Raw genomic sequence first — 17,542 nt, forward strand, 5'->3', positions numbered from 1 at the left:
CGGCCGGGCCGCGCGTTATGCGGGGCCCGGCCGTCGGTTGCTACGCGATTACTGCAGGAGCTTCAGGACCTGCTGCGGCAGCGAGTTCGCCTGTGCGAGCACCGAGATGCCTGCTTGCTGCAGCACCTGGTTCTTCGACATGTTCGCGGTTTCCTGCGCGAAGTTCGCGTCGGTGATCTGCGACTGTGCCGACGACAGGTCGGTCGATTCTGCCTGCTGCGCCGTGGCGATTGCCGTGAAGCGGTTTTGCGCCGCGCCGAGTGCCGCCTGCACGTTGTTCACCGTCTGCAGCGCGTTGTCGATCGACACCATCGCGACGTTCGCCCCGCTGACCGTGCTGATGTCGAGGCCCGACACGGTTGCCGGCTTGTTGACTGCGTTGATCTGCGCAACGGCGTTCGTGGCCGCGGTGAGTGCCGCTGCCGACATGCTGCTGCCACCGGCGCTGGTTGCGCTCGTTTGGAGCGTCAGAGCGCCGACTGCCGCGCCCGTGCCGCCCGTTGCGTTTGAGCCGAACACGGACTGAGCATAGGTTTGCGAGATGGCGCCGCCGTTCTGGTCGGTGAACGTGTAGCCACCCTTACCGTCCGACAGCACGTTGATCGCGGTAACCGTTACGGACGCCGCCGCCGACGTGTACGCGCCGCTGGCGTCGAGGCTCAGGCCCGTCACCGTGCCGACCGTCTGACCCTTCTGCACCAGGCCGCCGCCGATCTGTGCGGCCGACATGCTTTGGCTCAGATCCAGCGAGATCGTCTGGCCGACGTTCGCACCAACTTGGAACGACACGATGCCTGCGTTGCCGTTCAGGATGTTCGTGCCGTTGTACGTCGTTTGCGACGCGATACGGTTCACTTCCTGGATCTGCTGCGCAACTTCCTGCTGCAGTGCTGCCTGGTCGGTCGTGGACATCGTGCCCGTCGACGCCTGGACGGCCAGCTGGCGGATACGCTGCAGGCTGTTCGTCAGCGACGACAGTGCGCTCGATGCCGTCTGGATCATCGACACGCCGTCGTTGGCGTTCGACACGCCCTGGTTCAGACCATTGATCTGGGTCTGCATCCGGGTCGAGATCGCGAGGCCTGCCGCGTCGTCCGCTGCGCTGTTGATGCGCTTGCCCGACGACAGGCGCGTGATGGCCTGGGACAGGGCGTTTTGCGAGCCGTTGAGGTTCTGCTGTGCAACCAGCGAGTTGATGTTGCTGTTAATTCCGAGCATGGAAAAATCTCCTGTGTAAGCCGAAAGCCCTGGAAAGCCGTTTTGGCGTCGGCGGAAGCACTCGTTCATTGCTGGCCGCCTCAGAGCAGGATTTCGGCGCACCAAAACAAAACTTGAGGGGCGCTTGCAGATTCGGCCCGATTTTTTATCCTTCTTTGTCAATTCGGACCGGCGCAGCACGGCGCCGGATTAAACGGGGCAGAAACAGGCGCGGAGACGCAGTCGCGACGCTGTGCGCACACGACCGACAAAAGGGTGGTTTTGTCTGTGATTCCCTGCTATGATGGCGGGCTGAATTGAGATTTTCTGTCACGCCTTTGCCGGTTTCGGCATGTCTGCTGGCAGTCAAACGCGGCGCTGCACGCGGTTGTGAAGCGTACTCGCGGTGCTTTCCGCCTCTCTTTTCCGGCCTCCGAGGCCGTATTTCCGCTCGTTTCGCCTGTTGTGGGAACGCTCGGATGGCCGGTGCGTGGCGCTTGGCCGCTACGTTTTTGACCGTTTAAGCAATTTAGGAACGACATGACGACGATTCTTCTGAAAGAAAACGAGCCGTTCGAAGTGGCGATTCGCCGCTTTCGTCGCGCTATCGAAAAAAATGGCCTGATCGCTGAACTGCGTGAGCGCCAGTCTTACGAAAAGCCGACCGCAGTCCGCAAGCGCAAGAAGGCAGCAGCCGTCAAGCGCCTGCACAAGCGTCTGCGCAGCCAGATGCTGCCGAAGAAGCTCCACTAAGAGCGTCTGCCGGTTCGCCGCAAAACGGCGGAGTGTGCCTCGAAAGAGGCCGCTCCGCCGTTTTGCTTTTGCGGGCCGGGAAAATCCCGGGGCCATTGCGGCGCGGGTGTTCCCGCCGGCTGGCGAGACCCTGCGGCCAGCGGGTTGCGGCCGCCGGCCGCGGCGTTCAGAAATCGATCTTCGCGCTCAGGCTCACCGTGCGCGGGTCGCCCGGCTTCACGTAGTCCGCGTACTGGTATTCCCAGTAACGGCGGTTCAACACGTTGTCGATCGATGCGCGCAGCGTCACGTCGTGCCGTCCGACCCGCGTCAGGTAACGGGCGCCCGCGTTGACGACGAGAAAGCCCGGTGCGTCGAGGCCGCCGGCCGCGCGCAGCGGCGTCGCGCCGGTGAATTTCGCGTCGACGCCGAGCGTCAGCCCCGGCACGCCCGGCACCGCATAGCCGAGGTCGCCGGCGAGCACGAAGCGCGGCGCGCCGGCCACGCGGTTGCCATTGTTGCCGATCCCGTTCGCGTACCACGCGTCGAGCAGCATCGCGTCGACGCCCGCGTTCCAGTGCGCGCCGAATTTCGCGCGCGCGCCGACCTCGATCCCCTGAATGATCGATTCGCCGTCCTGCACGTAGACGTTCGCGGCGTTCGCGTATTCGGCGCTGCGCTCGATGCGGAACAGCGAGGCCGTCGCGCTCCAGCGCGCGTGCTCGCTCTTGATCCCCAGCTCGTACTGCTTGCTGCGCAACGGCTTGAGCACCTGGCCCGCGTTCGCGTAGACGTCGTTCACGCGGCTGCCGGGCTCGAGCGACTCGGCGTAGCTCGCGTACGCGGTGGTCGTCGGCGCGAGCTTGAACATCACCGCGAAGGTCGGCGTCACTACGCCGTTCTGGCGATAGCCGGGGTCCTCGACGCCGCTCGCCTGGAACGCGCGCTGCGTGTAGTTCATGTAGCGCACGCCGGCCAGCACCGACCAGCGCTCGGTCAACTGCACGGTGTCGCTCGCGAACAGCGATTTCTGCACGATCTCGCTCGTGCGGTACTGGATGAAACCGTGCGGACTCTCGTAGCGGTACGGATTCGGCGCATAGAGGTTGCCGGCGCCGAGCGGCACGAACACGCTGTTCGCCGAATAGTCGTTCGCCTGCTTCTGCCACGATGCGCCGAGCACGATCTGGTGGCTGAACGGGCCCGTGCGTACCTTGCCCTCGACCATCGCGCGCCACTGGCTGAAGCGGTGATCCTCCATGCCGACGTAGCGGCTGTCGGTGTAGTAGCCGGCCGCGTCCTGCAGGTAGAGCGTGCTTTCGTTACGCCGGCGCGTCGCCTTGCTGTAGCTGTACGTGACGTCGAGCTGCCAGTCGGGCGCGAGCTGGTATTGCAGCCCGGTCGTATAGAGCTGCAGGTTCGTGTTCAGGTACTGGTCCTTGCCGCCCAGGTTCGTCGATCCGCCGCTGATCGTCGCGGGCAGCGCGCCGCCCGGATAGCTGCCGGTGAAGATCGACGGCGTCTGGCCCGTCGTGCGGCGGTCCTGGTACAGCGCGCCGAACGACACGGACAGGTCGCGCGTCAGGTTCGCCTGCAGCGCGAGCGACACGCTGTCGCGGCGGATGTTGCCGTCGTTGTAGGTCTTGCCTTCCTCGTGGGTCGCATTCAGCCGCGCGCCGAACATGTGGTCGGGCCCGAAGCGCTGGCCGAGATCGACATGCTCGGTCCACACGTTGGTGCTCCGGTAACCGATGTCGACACTGCGCACCGGTTCGGCGCCCGGCTGCTTCGTCACGTAGTTGACGACGCCGCCCGGCGTCACGAAGCCATACAGGAAGCCGCCGAGCCCCTTCAGCAGTTCGACGCGATCGAGCTGCTCGTACGGCATCGTGATGCCGTACGTGACGAACGGCAGTCCGTCGATCTTGTAGCCGTTCTGCCAGTCGAGCTGCATGCCGCGCACCGTCATGTAGCTGGCCCAGGCGCTGTAGGCGCCGCTGTTGTCCGACACCGACGCGTCGTTCGCGAACACGTCGCCGAGCTTGTACGGCTGGCGGGCCTCGAGCTCTTCCGACGTGACGATGGTCGTCGAGAACGGCGTGTCGAGCTGGCGGCGGGTGCCGAGCGCACCCGTCGAGATCGTGTCGGTCAAGTGTTGCGGCGAATCATGCGCGGCCGTGATGTTGAGGGCGGGCAGTACCGCGGCGTCGCCGGGCGAATCGTCCGCGTGCGCGAGCGACGCGGCAAGGCAGGCGAGAGCGGCGGCCACGCGGCGTGGACGGACAGGCGGGCGGGCGAGGCAGACGGTCATGGCGAGCGAGTAAAAATGCGAGTAAGAATCATTCGCATTGCGTTAAAATGTCGCGCATCGTATCAAAACCCGCCAACCGCGCAACAATTCCATGCCGCGTACAAGGGCATCCGGCCTCGCCCGACCCGGCCGGACGATCGTTGCGCGGCGCCCGACATCAAATGAACTGCATTTCGTGGAATCGGGGCCGCCGCTCGTGCCGGCCCGCTTTTCTTTCGCCGCGCACGCGATGAACGCGTTCCTGCGACCGTTTCTTGTGCGCCTGCACCGCTGGTTCGGGCTCGCCATCGCGCTGTTCCTGTTCGTCGCGGGGCTCACCGGCGCGCTGATCGCGTGGGACCACGAACTCGACGCGGCGCTGAACCCGGATTTCTATATCGCGCGCAGCGGCGCGGCGCCGCTTGCGCCGCTTGCGCCGCTCGAGCTCGCGGCGCGCATCGAGGCCGCCGATCCGCGCGTGCAGGTGACCTATCTGCCGCTCGCGATCGAACCGGGGCACACGCTGCAGGCGGGCGTGATGCCGCGTACCGATCCGGCAACCGGCCAGCCGTACGCACTCGGTTTCAGCCAGATCGCCGTCGATCCCGCGACCGGCACGGTGCAGGGCCGCCGCGAATGGGGCGCGCCGTCGCTCGCGCGGCTCGACCTGATGCCGTTCATCTACCGGCTGCACTACTCGCTGTTCCTGCCCGTGTACGGCGGGATCAATTTCGGGTTCTGGGTGATGGGCGTCGTCGGCATCGTGTGGGCGATCGACAGCCTGATCGCGCTCGTGCTCGCGTTTCCGAACCTGAAAAGCTGGCGCAAGTCGTTCGCGTTCCGCGTGCGGCGCGGCGGCTATCCGCTCGTGTTCGACCTGCACCGCTCGGGTGGCGTGTGGGTGTGGGGGCTGCTGCTCATCGTCGCGGTCACGTCGATTTCGATGAACCTTGCCGTGCCCGTCGTGCGCCCGCTGGTCTCGCTGGTGTCGCCGCTCGCCGAAACGCCGTACACGAATCCCGAACATTTCCCGCCGGCCCCGCCGGGCAGCCCGGTATTGCCGCGCGAGCGAATCGTCGAGATCGCGCGCTCGGCCGGCCGCGACGCGGGAATCGCCGCGCCGCCGGGTGCGCTGCTGTTCGCCCCGGCGATGAATGCCTATGCGGTCGGGTTCTTCATGCCCGGCAACGACCATGGCGACGTCGGGCTCGGCAACGCGTGGCTGTACTGGAATGTGGTGACCGGCAAGCCCGTCGCCGCGCAGGTGCCGGGCCGCGGTTCGGCCGGCGACCTGTTCATGCAGGCGCAGTTTCCGCTGCACTCGGGGCGGATCGCCGGTGTCGCCGGACGTGTCGCCGTGAGCGTGCTCGGCATCGTGATCGCGATGCTGAGCGTGACGGGCATCTGCATCTGGGTGAAGAAGCGCAGCGCACGCGTGCGAGCTGCGCGGAGCGCGCGGGCGGTCGTATCGGCGTCGTCGCGCGCGGCGCGGTAAAGGCCGAACGGCAAATAACAAGCGTCAAGTAACAAGCGGCAAGCGGACGGTGCCACCGCCGCAGGGCAGCGGCGCGGCGTCCGTAGCGAGTTTGCCCCTGCGCCGTCAGCCCGCCTTGCGCCGGCGTGCCGGCTGCTTGCCGCCGAGCGCCGCGCATCGTGCGTGGCAAGGGCAGCCGGCTTCGTGATCGTTGACCATGCCGGTCGCCTGCATCAGCGCATAGCAGATCGTCGAGCCGATGAACTTGCAGCCGTACGCCTTCAGCGCCTTGCTGAGCGCGTCGGACTGCTCGGTGGACGCGGGCGCGTCGCGGTAAGACTGCCACGCATTCTGAACCGGCGTGTCGCCGACGAACGACCACAGGAACGCGGCGAGCGACCCGTGCTCTTCCCGGATGCGCTGCACCGCGCGCGCGTTGGTCACCGCCGCTTCGACCTTCGCGCGGTTGCGCACGATGCCCGGGTTCTCCAGCAACTTCTCGATGCGCTTGGGCGTGAAGCGCGCGACGGCGTCGACGTCGAAATCGGCGAATGCTTCGCGATAGCCCGCGCGCTTGTTCAGGATCGTCGACCACGACAGCCCGGCCTGCGCGCCTTCCAGGATCAGCATTTCGAACAGGTGGCGATCGTCGTGCGACGGCACGCCCCACTCGGTATCGTGATAGTGAGCGTCCGCTTCCGTCTTCACCCAGTTGCACCGCTGCGACATCGTCTGCCTCGTTTTCAGTGTCGATTCGATCGCGCCAGCATAGCGGAAGCCCTTTTGGCGGGATAGCCGGCCGAACGGCAGATGGGCGCGCGGCGCCGATCCGGTTAAGCTTGGCGCCTGTTCGAATCAGCGGGATGAAGGCATGGCGGCATTACTTTTTGCGATCGGCATCGACGGCGGCGGCACGGGCACGCGCGCGGTGCTGGCGGACCGGCACGGGCGCGAGCTGGCGCAGGGGCGCGGCGGTCCGTCGGGGCTCGGCCTCGGTATCGAGCGCGCCTGGGCGTCGATCGGCGCGGCCTGCGCGGACGCGTTCTCGCAGGCCGGTCTCGTGTTCGAGTGGTCGCAGTGCGCGCTCGGCTGCGGGCTCGCCGGCGTCAACAACGCGGCGTGGCTCGCCGCGTTCCGCGCCAAGGCGCCGCTCGGCGCGCTCGCGATCGAGAGCGATGCGTACACGACCGTCGTCGGCGCGCACGGCGGCGCGCCGGGGCTCATCGTCGCGCTCGGCACCGGCAGCATCGCGGCGGCGCTCGATGCGGCCGGCGCGTGCCGGATCGCGGGCGGCTTCGGCTTTCCGTCCGGGGACGAAGCGAGTGGCGCGTGGCTCGGCGTGCGCGCGCTCGCCTATGCGCAACAGGCGCTCGACGGCCGCGTGCCGCGCGACGTGTTCGCCACGGCTCTCCTTGCGGAAACGGGCGCGCAGAACCGCGACGCGCTCGTCGAGTGGTCGTGCGACGCGAACCAGACGGCCTACGCGCGTCTTGCGCCGATCGTGTTCGCGCACCGCGCGCATCCGGTCGCGAGCGCGCTGATCGCGCAAGCCGGCGACGAGATCGGCAAGATGATCGACGCGCTCGATCCGCAGCAGGCGCTGCCGGTCGCGCTGTGCGGTGGGCTGGCGGACGCGCTCGCGCCGGCCGTGCCGGTGCGGCACGCCGCACGGCTGCGCGCGCCGTTCGACGATTCGGCGCATGGTGCGCTGCGGCTCGCGCTGCAGGCGTTGCGGGCGGCGGAGGGCGGCTAGTTCGGCCAGATCGGCCAGATCGGCCAGATCGGCCAAGTCGGCCAAGTCGGCCAAGTCGGCCAGGGCCGCGGCGGGCGGTTAAGGCGAGCGGCGCGTGCAGCAGATGCCGCGCCGCAGCAGCGCGTCAGGCGGCGCGGTGCCGGCAACCGCCCGGCGCGCTGTCGGGCACGACGTTAAAATGACGCTTCCTCCGTGCCGCGAGCGCCACTCTCCCGTCCCATGTACAAAGTCATCGCCACCGATCTCGACGGTACGCTGCTGAACAGCGACCACCAGCTCGACCCGTACACGATCGACACCGTTCGTCGGCTCGACCGCGACGGCGTGCAGTTCGTGATCGCCACGGGGCGCCATTATGCGGACGTCGCCGGCATTCGCGATGTCCTCGGCATTCGGCCGTACCTGATCACGTCGAACGGCGCGCGCGTGCATGCGCCGGACGACACGACGATCCACGCGCAGGACATCGACGCAGCGGTCGTGCGCAGCCTGGTGCAGCCGGAAGTCGTCGGCGCGCATGGCCGCGTGATCGTCAACCTGTTCACCAACGACGGCTGGCTGATCGACCGCGAAGCGCCGCACCTGCTCGAATTCCACCAGGATTCGGGCTTCCGGTACGAAGTGATCGACATGGCCGCGCACGACGGCGCGGCGATCGCGAAGGTGCTGTATATCGGCGAACCGGCCGATCTGGCGGTCGTCGCCGAGCAGATGCGCGTGCAGTTCGGCGATACGCTGTACGTCACGTACTCGCTGCCCGACTGCCTCGAAGTGATGACCGCGAACGTGTCGAAGGGGCGCGCGCTGCGCACGGTGCTCGCGCGGCTCGGCATCGACGCCGGCCACTGCATCGCGTTCGGCGACAACATGAACGACATCGACCTGCTCGAAACCGCCGGTCACGCATTCATGATGAACAACGCGAACCCCGACCTGGTGGCGCGGCTGCCGCACATCCCGCGGATCGGCAACAACTTCGACGCGGGCGTCGCCCGCCACCTGCGCACGCTGTTCTCGCTCGAGGACGACGTCGTCGCGTCCTGAGCGCCCGCGCCGGCGGCGTTTTCCGTGCAGCAATGAAAAACGGGCGCCAGGGGCGCCCGTCGAAATTGCCTGCCTCGATGTTCTTCGACAGCGTGAGGCTCGCTGCTCTGCTCGCTTGACCCCGTAACGTTTTATTCGCTTGTGCGAGCTGATGCGGGCAGCAGGTCGACGGCGTCGTCACGCCCGGCGACCAGCGGGTAGATGATCCCTGCGAGTACCGCGCCGATCAGCGGCGCGACCCAGAACAGCCAGAGCTGGCCGATCGCGTCGCCGCCCACGAACAGCGCCGGGCCGGTCGAGCGCGCCGGGTTCACCGACGTATTGGTGACCGGAATCGAGATCAGGTGAATCAGCGTCAGGCACAGCCCGATCGCGATCGGCGCGAAGCCGGCCGGCGCGCGCTTGTCGGTCGCGCCGAGGATCACGAACAGGAAGAAGCCCGTCATCACGACTTCGCAGATGAACGATGCGGCGAGCGAGTAATGGCCGGGCGAGCGATCGCCGAAGCCGTTCGTCGCAAAGCCGCTGCCGACGACATCGAAACCCGGCTTGCCGGTTGCGATCAGGTACAGCACGAACGCGCCGAGCGTGGCGCCGACGACTTGCGCGACGATGTACGGCACGAGATCGCGCGCCGGGAAGCGGCCGGCGACCGTCAGGCCGACGCTTACCGCCGGGTTCAGGTGGCAGCCCGAGATGTGGCCGATTGCGAATGCCATCGTCAGTACGGTCAGGCCGAAGGCGAGTGCGACGCCGGCAAAGCCGATGCCGAGGCCCGGAAAGGCGGCGGCCAGCACGGCGCTTCCGCACCCGCCGAGCACCAGCCAGAACGTGCCGAATACCTCTGCAGCGAGACGCTGAGAAAGATTCATCTAAGGACCTCGTTCAAGTGGGTTGAAGACCCCGAACGACGCAACGAATTTATTCCGTCGTCCGGAATTGGTCTGGATTATAGGAAATGAATCGGGCGCAGGAGGGTAAACGATTGTTAAATTTGAATGGCTGACGAATGCCTTTTATTAGAATAAGTCCGCATTCTCGATATAGGCGATTCGGTTAAAGATGGCAGCATTAATTTCGAAGGGCAGGGCGGCAGTGCGGACGACGTAACGGATGTTGGTGTCCCGGCCGGATTCGCCGGGGCCGCATCATCGAAAAGGGGAGTCGAAAAATGTCTCAATACGCGAAACTCAAGGCGCAGATCGCCGATCTGCAGGCCCAGGCGGACGACGTGCGCCGCCAGGAAGTGGCAGCGGTGATTGCCGATGTCCAGCGAATGATTGCCGAGTATGGCCTGACGGCCCAGGACCTGGGCTTCGCGGAGCGGGCGCGGCGCGGGCGTCCGCCGAAGAAGGCGCCGCTGCCGCCGAAATACCGCGATCCGAAGTCGGGTGCAACCTGGAGCGGGCGCGGCAAGCCGCCGAATTGGATCGCCGGCAAAAACCGCGATCGTTTCCTGATCGAGTGAGCGCAAGCCGAATAGAAAGAGCCGCATCGACGATGCGGCTCTTTTGTTTTGCGCGCCGATTTCGGCGCGGATTTACCGGAATATTTTCCGTGCGGATTTCCGTGTCAGGCGCCCGCGACCCGGCGCAATGCCGGTTGCTTGGTTGCCGCGCAAAGCGATTCGTAAGTTTCGACGTAACGCTGCGCCATGGCCTTCGCGCTGAAACGCGTGTCGAAACGCGCGCGGATCGCGCTGCGCGACAGGCTGTCGATCCGGTGCAGCGCGCCGACCGCGCCCTGCACGTCTTCGACGATGAAGCCGGTCACGCCGTCCTCGATCACTTCCGGCACCGAGCCGCGGTTGAACGCGACGACCGGCGTGCCGCAGGCCATCGCCTCGATCATCACCAGGCCGAACGGCTCCGGCCAGTCGATCGGGAACAGCAGCGCCTTCGCGCCGGACAGGAACGCCGGCTTTTGCGCTTCGTTGATCTCGCCGATGAATTCGACATGCGCCTGGTCGAGCAGCGGCTCGATCACTTCCTTGAAGTAGTCCGCGTCGGCCTTGTCGACCTTCGCGGCAATCTTCAGCGGCAGCCCGCTTTGCGCGGCGATCCGGATCGCGGTGTCGACACGCTTTTCGGGGCAGATCCGGCCGAGGAACGCGAGATATTCGGGCTTCACGTCCTGCGGGGTGAGCAGCGTGTCGGGCAGCCCGTGGTACACGGTGCCGGCCCACGCGGCCTGCGGCAGCGGCTTGCGCTGGTTGTTCGAGATCGACACGACCGGCGAATCCGGGAACGCGTCGAACACCGGCTGCAGCTCCGGCAGGTCGAGGCGGCCGTGCAGCGTCGTCACGTACGGCGTGTCGAGGCGCGACATCAGCGGGAACGGCAGATAGTCGAGGTGGAAGTGCAGCACGTCGAATTCGTGCGCGACCCGGGCGACCTGCTCGAGGAGCCGCATATGGGGCGCCATCGAATCGCGGACCGACGGGTCGAGCCGCAGCGCGCGCGGCCACGCCGCCTCGAGGCGGGCCGACGTGACGGAGTCGCCGCTGGCGAACAGCGTCACGTCGTGGCCGAGTTCGACGAGCGCCTCGGTGAGGTAGGACACGACGCGCTCGGTGCCGCCGTAGAGTTTCGGCGGGACGGCTTCGTAAAGCGGCGCGATCTGGGCAATTCGCATGGGTGTTCTCCTGTGTCGATCCGACGGCGCGACGGCGCCGATGCGGATCCGTACAAGGTGGCGGAACTTGCCGACGCACGCGGTTCGCGGTACGTGGCCGGGCCGCGGGCGGGGTGCGCGGGGCGCCGGTCGGCAAGCTGCGGGGCGGGCCGGCACGGCTCGCGCCGCCGCCCATTGGAGTTCATTATCGATATCGCCCTGCGGGGTTCGAGTGTTTTTTCAAACACTTAAGGCTTGTTACACGATGAAATACGCGAAAACCCCGAGAAAAAGGGCGCGGAATCGGGAATCGCGACAGCCATAACTATTGTTGCGCTATCGTGAAAAAGCACTATAATTTTTACCGATCCGATTGTCGGCGGGTCCCGCCGGCAAGCCTTGCGCCACGCGCGCCGCGGCCATCCACCCCGTGCAACCGAATTCGCGTTGCAACCCGCTTTTCCGCCCTTCCCTTTCAATTCGCCTTGTCGGAAAAATTCCTACACGGTTTACAGACAAATCCTGCAGGGCATACGCCACTTCGCTGATACCGACATAAATCCCGTTTGGCCAAAATTCGCCCTGTAAGACTATAAACGAGCCGATTGAGCGCCCGCTGCGCATCGATCGAGCAAACGTTTTCATAACATGAATGGCCAAAGCAAAGCTTTTTAACGGGGGAATCATGAGCGCTACCAGCGAAATGCTCAGTGAGATCAAAGAGGTCAACCTGTCGTACCTCCTCCTCGCGCAGCGCCTGCTGCGGGAAGACAAGGCGATGGGCATGTTCCGCATGGGCATTTCCCAGGAACTCGCCGACGTGCTCGCCAACCTCACGCTCGCCCAGACCGTGAAGCTGGCCGCGTCGAACCAGATGCTGTGCCGCTTCCGCTTCGATGATCACGCGCTGCTGTCGTCGCTCGCCGACAAGGGCCGCAGCGACGTCGTCACGCACGCCCACTCGGCCATCCTGATGGCCGGGCAGCAGGTCGAAGGCGTCCGCTGATCCATCCCGCCCTTGCGTCTGTCCCGGCGTGCCGCGCCGGTCGGCAGCGTATCGGCCATTCATTCGAACAACGTCAAGCGGACGGTTATCACCATGGCAAGCAAAAGCGTCGTGATCGAGGTGAAGGAAATCACCCTCGCCATCGAACTGATCGAACTGGGCGCCCGGCTGCAGCTGCTGGAGGCGGAGACGAGCCTGTCGCGGGACCGTCTGATCAAGCTGTACAAGGAACTGAAGGGCGTGTCGCCGCCGAAGGGGATGCTGCCGTTTTCGACCGACTGGTTCATGACGTGGCAGCCGAACATCCACTCGTCGCTGTTCTACAACATCTACCGGTTCATGCAGGACCACGGCCGCTGCGAGCCGATCCAGTCGATCGTGAAGGCGTACCGGCTCTATCTGGAGCACGTGAATCTGTCCGGCGACGAGGCCGCGCTGAGCCTCACGCGGGCATGGACGCTGGTGCGCTTCTTCGATTCGGGGATGCTGCAGATGACGCCGTGCACGCGCTGCGGCGGCCACTTCGTCGCGCATGCGCATGATCCGCATCAAGGTTTCGTGTGCGGCCTGTGCCAGCCCCCGTCGCGGGCCGGCAAGACCCGCAAGGCCGCCGCCGCGCGCGCCGAACTGGCCGCCGCCGCGGCCTGAGCGCCGGGCCGGGCAAGGCGGGACGGGGCGCGAGCGGCGCACGGGCGACGCCCGCGGGCCGCGCGAATCGTCCGCGCATTGCTCTGGTAAACACCGTCGGGCCGCCGCCGGGCGGCCGCGAAAGTTTTCCTGCCGACTGCCGTAAACCTGTTTAACGGCGGTCTCCCCGCCGGTCTTTCGTGAGGGACAGGCAGTGCTGATTATCGTGGGAACACTCGTGACGCTGTTGTCCGTCTTCGGCGGTTATGCGCTGGCAGGCGGGCATCTGGGCGCCTTGATCCAGCCGGTCGAGATCCTGATGATCGTGGGCGCCGGCGTCGGTGCGTTCATCCTCGGCAACGGCGGCAAGACCATCAAGGCCACGCTGCGCGTGCTGCCGACGCTCTTCAAGGGCTCGAAATACACGAAGGACGTCTATATGGAGCTGATGGCGCTTCTTTACGTGCTGCTCGCGAAGGCACGCAAGGAAGGCACGCTGACGCTCGAGGCCGACATCGACGATCCGCAAAAGAGCCCGATCTTCACGCAATACCCGAAGATCCTCGCCGATCACCACATCGTCGAATTCCTGACCGACTACCTGCGCCTGATGGTGGGCGGCAACATGAACGCGTTCGAGATCGAAAGCCTGATGGACGAGGAGATCGAGACGCACCACGCGGAAGGCGAAGGCCCGGCGCACGCGCTGATGCGCGTCGGCGACGCGATGCCGGCGTTCGGCATCGTCGCGGCCGTGATGGGCGTCGTGCACACGATGGCGTCGGCCGACAAGCCGCCCGCGGTGCTGGGCGCGATGATCGCGCAGGCGCTGGTCGGCACGTTCCTCGGGATCCTGCTGTCGTACGGGCTGATCGGGCCGCTCGCGAGCCTCGCGGAGCAGCGCGTCGCCGAGTCGACCAAGATGTTCCAGTGCATCAAGGTGACGATCCTCGCGACGCTGAACGGCTATGCGCCGGCGATCGCGGTCGAGTTCGGCCGCAAGGTGCTGTTCTCCACCGAGCGCCCGTCGTTCTCCGAGCTCGAAGAACATGTGCGCCGCGTGAAGGCGAAGTGACGCGGAGCGACCGATGAGCAAGAGCAAGGATCGCGCGATCGTCGTCAAGCGGGTGGCCCCGGCGAAGAAGGGCCACCACGGCGGCGCATGGAAGCTCGCGTACGCGGACTTCATGACCGCGATGATGGCGTTCTTCCTGCTGATGTGGCTGCTGAGTTCGGTCACGCCGGTGCAGCTGAAGGGGATCGCCGAATACTTCAACATGCCGCTGAAGGCCGCGATTCTCGGCAGCGGCGACCGCAGCTCGCAGGACTCGAGCATCATCAACGGCGGCGGCCGCGACCTGTCGAGCGTCGACGCCGGCACGCTGCGCCGCACCGACGGCACGACGTCGCTCGCCGAGCGCGTCGCGAAGCCGGTCGACGAGCATGCGCAAGCACAGGCGCAGGGCGCGCTCGAACGGCTCGAGCAGGCGCGCCTGCACGACCTGCAGATCAAGCTGATGGCCGCGATCGAGGCCAATCCGACGCTGCGCCAGTTCAAGCAGCAGATCCGCATCGATTCGACGCTGATGGGGCTGCGCATCGAGATCGTCGATACGCAGAAGCGGCCGATGTTCGCGATGTCGAGCGACCACGTCGAGCCGTACATGCGCGACATCCTGCGCGAGATCGGCAAGACGCTGAACGACGTGCCGAACCGGATCATCGTCCAGGGTCATACCGACGCCGTGCCGTACGCGGGCGGCGAGGGCGGCTACAGCAACTGGGAGCTGTCGGCCGATCGCGCGAACGCGTCGCGCCGCGAGCTGATCTCCGGCGGCATGGACGAGGCGAAAGTGCTGCGCGTGCTGGGCCTCGCATCGACGCAGAACCTGAACAAGGCCGATCCGCTCGATCCGGAAAACCGCCGGATCAGCGTGATCGTGCTGAATCGCAAATCCGAAGAAGCGCTGATGCGCGACGACGCGACGACGACGACGCTGTCCGCCGACGCGGCCGGTTCGAAGCTGCTCGCGCAGCAGCTCGGCGGCCCGGCGCCGGCGGTGCGTCCGGTCGTGGCGAGCGCCGTCGCCGTGACGCCGAAACCCTGACGTTTCCGAGACAGACATGATCCGAACCATTCTCGCCATCGACGACTCCGCGACCATGCGTGCGCTGCTGCAGGCCACGCTTGCGCAGGCCGGCTACGACGTGACGGTGGCGCCGGACGGCGAAGCCGGCTTCGACATGGCGGCGACGGCGCCGTACGACCTGGTCCTGACCGACCAGAACATGCCGCGCAAGAGCGGGCTCGAGGTGATCGCCGCGCTGCGCAAGCTGAGCGCGTACGCGGACACGCCGATCCTCGTGCTGACGACCGAGGGCAGCGACGCGTTCAAGGACGCCGCACGCGACGCGGGCGCGACCGGCTGGATCGAAAAGCCGATCGACCCGGGCGTGCTGGTCGATCTGGTCGCCACGCTGTCCGAGCCGGCTGCCTCCTGACATGAACGCGACGAATTCAACCGGTGACCGGGCATGACTCTCGACATCACTCAGTTCTACCAGACCTTTTTCGACGAAGCGGACGAGCTGCTCGCGCAGATGGAGCAGCTGCTGCTGAATCTCGACGTCGATTCGCCCGATCCCGAGGATCTGGCGGCGATCTTCCGCGCCGCGCATTCGATCAAGGGCGGCGCGGCGACGTTCGGCTTTTCCGCGCTGACCGATACGACGCACATCCTCGAATCGCTGCTCGACCGCGCGCGCAACCATGAGCTGACGCTGACCAAGGACATGGTCGACGCGTTCCTCGAGACCAAGGACGTGCTGTCCGACCAGCTCGTCGACTACCGCGCGAGCGCCGAACCGGACGCGGCGGCCGCCGCGGCGATCTGCGCGAAGCTCGAGCGGCTGCAGGCCGAAAGCGGGGCGGGTGCGTCCGCCGCCGCAGCCGAGCCCGCGCCGGCCGCCCCGGTTGCCGCAGCCGTGGCGCCGGCGGCCGCACCCGCCGCAGCGCCGGCCGCCGGCGGCGACCGCGCGCCCGACCATGTGGTCGAGCAGGCCGTCGCGGCCGCGCATCCGGCGGCCGACGCCGGCGCCGGCGGCCCGCACCTGAAGATCACGCTGGTCGGCGTCGACGCGAAGGACCAGGCGCTGCTCACCGAAGAACTCGGCAACCTCGGCCGGATCGTCGGTCGCGAGGAAGCGGGCGCCGACCTGTCGCTGTGGGTCGAATCGGACGTGCCGTCCGACGATATCGTCGCGGTGTGCTGTTTCGTGATCGACGAAAGCCAGATCCGCGTCGCGCACGGCACGGCGCCGGCCGCGCAGCCGGCACCGGCCGTCGCGCAGGACGCCGCCGAAGCGGTCGAAGCGGCTCCCGCCGCGCAGCCCGCGCGCGTCGAGGTATTCGCGCCGCAGGCTGCCGCACCGCAGCCGGCCGCGCCGGCGCCGGCCGAGCCGCCCGCGGTCGCAGCGCAGCCGCAGCCGCAACAGCACGCTCAACCGCAACCGGCCGACCACGCGGCGCCGGCCGCCGCGCACCACGACGACAAGCGCGCCCGCCCGGCCGCCGCGGCCGCGGCCGGCGCCGAAGGCAGCTCGATTCGCGTCGGCGTCGAGAAGGTCGATCAACTGATCAACCTCGTCGGCGAACTGGTGATCACGCAGGCGATGCTGGCCGAGACGGCGAGCGCGTTCGATCCGGCGCTGCACGACCGCCTGTTCAACGGGATGGCGCAGCTCGAGCGCAACGCGCGCGACCTGCAGGAAGCGGTGATGTCGATCCGCATGATGCCGATGGACTACGTGTTCAGTCGCTTCCCGCGGCTCGTGCGCGACCTCGCCGGCAAGCTCGGCAAGCAGGTCGAACTGGTCACGTTCGGCCAGGCGACCGAGCTCGACAAGAGCCTGATCGAACGGATCATCGACCCGCTCACGCACCTGGTGCGCAACAGCCTCGACCACGGCATCGAAACCGTCGACAGGCGCGTCGCCGCCGGCAAGGACGCGGTCGGCCAGCTCGTGCTGTCGGCCGCGCATCACGGCGGCAACATCGTGATCGAGGTGAGCGACGACGGCGCGGGCCTGAACCGCGAGCGGATCCTCGCGAAGGCCGCGAAGCAGGGCATGCAGATCTCCGAGAACATCAGCGACGACGAAGTGTGGCAACTGATCTTCGCGCCGGGCTTCTCGACCGCCGAGACGGTGACCGACGTGTCGGGCCGCGGCGTCGGGATGGACGTGGTGAAGCGCAACATCCAGTCGATGGGCGGCCACGTCGAGATCTCGTCGCAGGCCGGCCGCGGCACGACCACGCGGATCGTGCTGCCGCTCACGCTCGCGATCCTCGACGGGATGTCGGTGAAGGTCGGCAGCGAGATCTTCATCCTGCCGCTGAACTTCGTGATGGAGTCGCTGCAGCCGTCGAACGACGACATCTACACGGTCGGCAACGGCGAGCGCGTGGTGCGCGTGCGCGGCGAATACCTGCCGCTGGTCGCGCTGCACGAGGTGTTCTCGGTCGACGACGCGCGCACCGACCCGACGCAGGGGATCGTCACGATCATGGAAACCGAGGGGCGTCGCTTCGCGATGCTGATCGACGAGCTGGTCGGCCAGCAGCAGGTGGTCGTGAAGAACCTCGAAACCAACTACCGCAAGGTGCACGGCATCTCGGCGGCGACCATCCTCGGCGACGGCAGCGTCGCACTGATCGTCGACGTCGCGGCGCTGAACCGCGAAACCCGTGCGACGCACGGCGCCCGTGCCGGCGCCGAGCTCGCGATGTTCTGATTCTCGCCATCA

General features: G+C 66.8%; 17 protein-coding genes. 11 read left to right on the plus strand and 6 right to left on the minus strand.

Translation table 11 applies throughout. From position 1 onward, the window contains the following. Positions 1-48: 48 nt before the first annotated feature. Positions 49-1,218 (minus strand): flagellin, encoded by a 1,170-nt coding sequence (locus WS54_RS13915; RefSeq protein WP_059780390.1) that lies wholly within the window; start codon positions 1,216-1,218, stop codon positions 49-51. A 519-nt stretch (positions 1,219-1,737) separates the two neighbouring features. Between WS54_RS13915 and rpsU the strand changes: the two genes are divergently transcribed. Then, entirely contained in the window at positions 1,738-1,950 is a 213-nt protein-coding gene (rpsU, locus tag WS54_RS13920; RefSeq protein ID WP_006401410.1) for a 30S ribosomal protein S21, read from the plus strand. 166 nt (positions 1,951-2,116) lie between these two features. On the opposite strand, the gene WS54_RS13925 is transcribed toward rpsU, so the two are convergent. Continuing rightward, on the minus strand, positions 2,117-4,240 hold the full coding sequence (locus WS54_RS13925) for a TonB-dependent siderophore receptor (RefSeq protein ID WP_059780389.1): 2,124 nt from the start codon (positions 4,238-4,240) through the stop codon (positions 2,117-2,119). A gap of 229 nt (positions 4,241-4,469) precedes the next feature. Here WS54_RS13925 and WS54_RS13935 point away from each other — a divergent pair, with 229 nt between their 5' ends. After that, on the plus strand, positions 4,470-5,714 hold the full coding sequence (locus WS54_RS13935) for a PepSY-associated TM helix domain-containing protein (RefSeq protein WP_059780475.1): 1,245 nt from the start codon (positions 4,470-4,472) through the stop codon (positions 5,712-5,714). Between the two features lie 105 nt (positions 5,715-5,819). On the opposite strand, the gene WS54_RS13940 is transcribed toward WS54_RS13935, so the two are convergent. Then, positions 5,820-6,422, minus strand: coding sequence for a DNA-3-methyladenine glycosylase I (locus tag WS54_RS13940; RefSeq protein WP_059780388.1), 603 nt, complete (start codon positions 6,420-6,422; stop codon positions 5,820-5,822). Positions 6,423-6,564: 142 nt separating this feature from the next. On the opposite strand from WS54_RS13940, the gene WS54_RS13945 reads away from it, so the two are divergent. Beyond that, positions 6,565-7,446 carry a BadF/BadG/BcrA/BcrD ATPase family protein gene (locus tag WS54_RS13945; RefSeq protein WP_059780387.1) on the plus strand — a complete coding sequence of 294 codons (882 nt, stop codon included), beginning with the start codon at positions 6,565-6,567 and terminating at the stop codon, positions 7,444-7,446. Between the two features lie 219 nt (positions 7,447-7,665). Continuing rightward, entirely contained in the window at positions 7,666-8,490 is an 825-nt protein-coding gene (locus WS54_RS13950; RefSeq protein ID WP_034209588.1) for a Cof-type HAD-IIB family hydrolase, read from the plus strand. 131 nt (positions 8,491-8,621) lie between these two features. Here WS54_RS13950 and aqpZ read toward each other — a convergent pair whose 3' ends face one another. Then, positions 8,622-9,362: an aquaporin Z gene (gene aqpZ, locus WS54_RS13955; RefSeq protein ID WP_034209587.1), complete on the minus strand. Its 741-nt coding sequence runs from the start codon at positions 9,360-9,362 to the stop codon at positions 8,622-8,624. A 299-nt stretch (positions 9,363-9,661) separates the two neighbouring features. Between aqpZ and WS54_RS13960 the strand changes: the two genes are divergently transcribed. Further along, positions 9,662-9,958: an H-NS histone family protein gene (locus WS54_RS13960; protein ID WP_034183894.1), complete on the plus strand. Its 297-nt coding sequence runs from the start codon at positions 9,662-9,664 to the stop codon at positions 9,956-9,958. Positions 9,959-10,062: 104 nt separating this feature from the next. Here the strand turns inward: WS54_RS13960 and WS54_RS13965 are convergent, their stop codons facing one another. Both WS54_RS13965 and WS54_RS33860 read right to left on the minus strand, forming a co-directional pair. Further along, positions 10,063-11,124 (minus strand): glycosyltransferase family 4 protein, encoded by a 1,062-nt coding sequence (locus tag WS54_RS13965; protein ID WP_059780386.1) that lies wholly within the window; start codon positions 11,122-11,124, stop codon positions 10,063-10,065. Positions 11,125-11,439: 315 nt separating this feature from the next. Beyond that, on the minus strand, positions 11,440-11,790 hold the full coding sequence (locus WS54_RS33860; protein WP_162499608.1) for a hypothetical protein: 351 nt from the start codon (positions 11,788-11,790) through the stop codon (positions 11,440-11,442). Between WS54_RS33860 and flhD the strand changes: the two genes are divergently transcribed. The 6 genes from flhD (at position 11,789) to cheA (ending at position 17,530) form a co-directional block, all read left to right on the plus strand. Continuing rightward, complete coding sequence (flhD, locus tag WS54_RS13975) at positions 11,789-12,109, plus strand: flagellar transcriptional regulator FlhD (RefSeq protein ID WP_034209585.1); 321 nt, start codon at positions 11,789-11,791, stop codon at positions 12,107-12,109. The genes WS54_RS33860 and flhD overlap by 2 nt on opposite strands. Positions 12,110-12,202: 93 nt before the next feature. Then, on the plus strand, positions 12,203-12,757 hold the full coding sequence (gene flhC / locus WS54_RS13980) for a flagellar transcriptional regulator FlhC (RefSeq protein ID WP_034209584.1): 555 nt from the start codon (positions 12,203-12,205) through the stop codon (positions 12,755-12,757). A gap of 193 nt (positions 12,758-12,950) precedes the next feature. Next, positions 12,951-13,811, plus strand: a complete 861-nt coding sequence (gene motA / locus WS54_RS13985; RefSeq protein WP_034209583.1) for a flagellar motor stator protein MotA — start codon at positions 12,951-12,953, stop codon at positions 13,809-13,811. A 13-nt stretch (positions 13,812-13,824) separates the two neighbouring features. Beyond that, on the plus strand, positions 13,825-14,844 hold the full coding sequence (gene motB / locus WS54_RS13990; RefSeq protein WP_059780385.1) for a flagellar motor protein MotB: 1,020 nt from the start codon (positions 13,825-13,827) through the stop codon (positions 14,842-14,844). A gap of 16 nt (positions 14,845-14,860) precedes the next feature. Next, the gene (locus WS54_RS13995; RefSeq protein ID WP_034209581.1) at positions 14,861-15,238 is read left to right on the plus strand and encodes a response regulator; all 378 of its coding nucleotides are present in this window, start codon (positions 14,861-14,863) and stop codon (positions 15,236-15,238) included. A 33-nt stretch (positions 15,239-15,271) separates the two neighbouring features. After that, positions 15,272-17,530, plus strand: coding sequence for a chemotaxis protein CheA (cheA, locus tag WS54_RS14000; protein WP_059780384.1), 2,259 nt, complete (start codon positions 15,272-15,274; stop codon positions 17,528-17,530). Positions 17,531-17,542 lie beyond the last annotated feature (12 nt).

This window comes from Burkholderia sp. NRF60-BP8 (genome assembly GCF_001522585.2).
Taxonomy (GTDB): Bacteria; Pseudomonadota; Gammaproteobacteria; order Burkholderiales; family Burkholderiaceae; genus Burkholderia.